1 protein-coding gene and 1 pseudogene are annotated in these 3,900 nt (G+C 41.3%); one reads left to right on the top strand and one right to left on the bottom strand.

From position 1 onward, the window contains the following. Positions 1–380: 380 nt before the first annotated feature. On the bottom strand, positions 381–2,369 hold the full coding sequence (locus ACF8MC_RS25630; protein WP_089196928.1) for an ATP-binding protein: 1,989 nt from the start codon (positions 2,367–2,369) through the stop codon (positions 381–383). Between the two features lie 462 nt (positions 2,370–2,831). Here ACF8MC_RS25630 and ACF8MC_RS25625 point away from each other — a divergent pair. Then, a pseudogene (locus ACF8MC_RS25625) lies at positions 2,832–3,900 on the top strand (IS3 family transposase); the annotation flags it as partial.

Here is a 3,900-nt window from a genome sequence, read left to right as displayed (position 1 = left end):
CGAACCCTCGATACACTTTCGCGTATACACACTTTCCAGGCGTGCTCCTTCAGCCACTCGGACACCTCACCATATTTTTTTGTTGCGAAATCATCGCTGCAACGGGGCGCTACTATAGGGAGTGGGGCCGATCCGGTCAAGAATAATTTCTGTGTTTTTGTTCGTCCGCTCAAGCCGTGTTCACTTTGCTGAAAACTGCGGCGAACCACACGTCGAAGATCATCAAAGATGATAGTAAGATAGAGTCATGTCTTATGGTGAATCGGTGAGAATGAGTATCTTGTGGCTACGAGAAAGAGGAGCTATCTTCCAGCATTGCCATTGCTGATCATTAGAGAGCGCAGCTACAACGGCATTAGCTGCGTTCTCTAGATGTATCTTTACATATCTACACTATATTTACTTAGCTGTTGTGCAACTGCATCATCTTTATCAGATAAATATTTTAATAACTCTTCAAGCACGCATACTTCGAAAACAGGTCTCTCTCTTCCTGGCATAAATGCCTGATGGGTACTGGCGTAATATTCTCGAACATTACCTTCATATTCTGGTAGGATAGGTCTTAGTGATAGTTGTTCTCTGTATTTCCCACTTGCTGTCCAACAAACGACAAAATCTACGTGGTCATAAAACTTTATCTCTTTATCAAAATCATCAAGAATTGAATCGAAATCAAATTTATACTCGAGAACTTTCGGTTCAGACTGATATGGAAGAGGCAAGTCATTGCGTACACCCAGAGGTTGTTTTTCAACCTCAAAGAGGTAGGACTCATCTTGATAATTGTATTCTATTAATGCGTCATATTTATCATGGTGAGTGGTTGAGTAAAAGTGCAAGCCACGAATTAATCCAGCACCCACCATTTGATTATAGATTGCAACGACATCTTGCTCTTCTCTTGGTATTGATAGGTATGATAAATTGCTATTTATTGATTCAAATCCGGATGGGTTAGAGTCTCTCCATATCTCCTGGTTTTTTTTCCAATCGTGTAAGGCTCGATTAGGTAGAAGAGTTGGTGCTGAACCTGTATCTTGCCTTACATACTCACGAAACTTCAGTAAGTGATTTGTTAACTTCTCTGATATTTTCTCTGCTAAGCTCTTGATCTCAGGTTGAAATACTTTTCTTCCCAAGTCGGGATTGCCTTGAGTTAAATGTATAATTACAAAAGTATTCCTCTGATATCCTATATAGCGTTTTAATGGGATTATCAATAATTCTCCTTGAGGCATTGAATCTGATGCTATAAGAAGCCCTCCTCTAAGTATTTCTGTGCCTGCTCGTAACCCTAGAGACTCATTAAATTTCAAAAATGTTTTTCTTGAGTCTAAATGAGCAGCATATGCACACATTTTATGCATTCTAATGAGGGATTCTTCATCGGTGTCGAAATCAATAGATAGACTAGTGTCAGAGCTTAACAATGAATTTGTGTCCCAAACATCATATATGCACTCTAAGTTTTTATATGCTGGTGGCATTTTTTCTTTAATGTTCTTATGATCGCCGCCAATTCTATTGATCAAATGATTTATGTCGGATAGGCTTTGGACTTTGATGTTTTGAATTTCATGTGGATAGAAGAACTCACAGTTTGACTGTTTAACTTCCGTTATCGATCCTGAGTAATCTATAACACGGAGCTGAACTTCTGGTTTAAATGCTTCAGATTCTAAATAAACCCCCCCTAGTGGCGATACAACTCTTAATATATCAAACCATTGAGCTGCACTTGAAGCCCCGTGCCAATCAAGTTTTTTTGGTTTTTCTCCGCCCTTGCCACTTAGTCTGATTTCAATGCATGTCCCAGAATTTTCGTTTTCAAGCTCATCTACTAAAAAATTCTCAACTTGAAATTTTGGCCTCTCCATTTTTCCAGAGTGATCTTCAACCCATAAACGCCCCCCTCGTAGGACGATAGAATTTTTAATGTCTCCCTTTTTGCTTTGAAGAGATAAGTAATTGAAGCCATAGGCAAGGAAGGTTGCACCTACCCCTTTATTACCCCTTAAATTTTGTCCTTTTTTAAAACTCACATTTGGAGTTAGACAATAACAGAACTGCTGTTTATCCATCCCAGTTCCATTGTCAATGATACGGACGTAGCCATCTTTTATAGATATCTCTATCCAAATTTTTGGTGAGTAATTGCCATCACTATTTCTAAAAAGATTTTGAGTTGAATCCAGGGCATTTTGGATTGGTTCTGATAAAATGTCAAAAAATCCGGTGTAACTCTTAAGTATATTTGAAACGGTTCCCTTTGCTGCTTCACTCAAGACATTACTCATCCTGTCTGTATCATCTTGCTTAACTGTGAGAAGAGATAAAGGATCAAGTCCACTTAAATTAATGTCCATTTCTACCTCGCAAATTTAATTTATAGCCTGTAAAGTGTAATCATCAATTCTTATTGATTTTTCACTAATGTTAATGATACCATGATGTTAACCTCATTAAAATAGATTGGATCAAGTTTAAGTGAGTGTTTATTTAATATGCCTTATTTTTTTTATTAATGGATTGTATTGATATTTTTATATGGAAATTTATGAGGTGTGCGCAGTTTCTATGCCTTATTAAGGAGTGCGGCTTTATTTATACTGGGTGAATGGTGATGGCAGCTATAAGTTATATACCCGATGATAGCAAGCTAGTTGCTCATGAAATATAATTTTCATTTGAACTCCCCCCTTATTTAAGAAAAATAAATGTTATTGAGCTCTGTCGAAGGGGGATTCTCTGTAAGCATCCCTGCAAAACGGCACATTCACTTTTAGAGATCTTCCGACATACTGATTATGCCTCCTGAGGAGAGCGCTATGCGTAAGATCCGATTCACTGAACACCAGATCATCGCCGTATTGAAGTCCGTTGAAGCCGGACGTACCGTCAAGAATGTGTGCCGTGAAGCCGTTATTTCGGAAGCCAGCTATTATAACTGGAAGGCAAAGTATGGCGGAATGGAAGTGGCCGATATTAAAAAAATCAAAGATCTGGAAGATGAGAATCGGAAGCTTAAACAGATGTTTGCTGATCTCAGCCTTGAGTCCCGCGCGCTTAAAGATGTCATCGAAAAAAAGCTTTAAAACCAGCGATAAAGCGTGAACTGGTCAGCTATCTGACGGCGCAATTTGCCATGAGTTTACGTCAGGCCTGCAGGACATTATCGCTGAGCAGGGCGGTCTATTTTTATCAGCCCGATACCCGGCGTGATGCACCGGTGATTTGTGCGCTAATTGAACTGGCAGAACGCTATCCGCGCTACGGTTTTAAGAGGCTGTTCCAGCTGCTGAGCAGGCAGGGCAATACCTGGAACCACAAACGCGTTCACCGGATTTACTGCCTGCTGAAACTGAATTTTCGTCGTAAGGCAAAACAGCGGCTGCCAGTGCGTAATCCAGCACCGCTGGCGACACCACAAGCGTTAAACGAGAGCTGGTCCATTGATTTTATGCACGACGCGCTGGTCTGCGGTAGACGTTTCCGGACCTTCAATGTGGTGGATGATTTTAACCGTGAAGCGCTGGCGATAGAAATCGACCTGAATATCCCGGCTCAGAGAGTCGTCCGGGTACTGGACAGGATCGTGGCAAACCGCTGAAAATGCGGATGGACACGGGCCAGAACTGGTCTCACTGGTGCTGGCACTATGGGCCGAAGAACATGGTGTGCAGCTCGAATTTATCAAGCCGGGTAAGCCTACACAAAATGCGTTTATCGAACGATCCAACCGGACATACCGGACAGAAATCCTGGATTTTTACCTGTTCAGAACACTGAATGAAGCACGGGAAATTACCGAGCGCTGGCTGATGGAATATAACAACGAGCAGCCTCATGAATCCCTGAACAACCTGACGCCGGAAGAGTACCGGCTGATGGCTGAAA

This window comes from Serratia sp. LACPHL-BACT-2024-00286, from assembly GCF_043109535.1.
GTDB lineage: Bacteria > Pseudomonadota > Gammaproteobacteria > Enterobacterales > Enterobacteriaceae > Serratia > Serratia sarumanii.
Note: the sequence above shows the minus strand (reverse complement) of the source record. Positions and strands in the feature narration are given on the sequence as shown.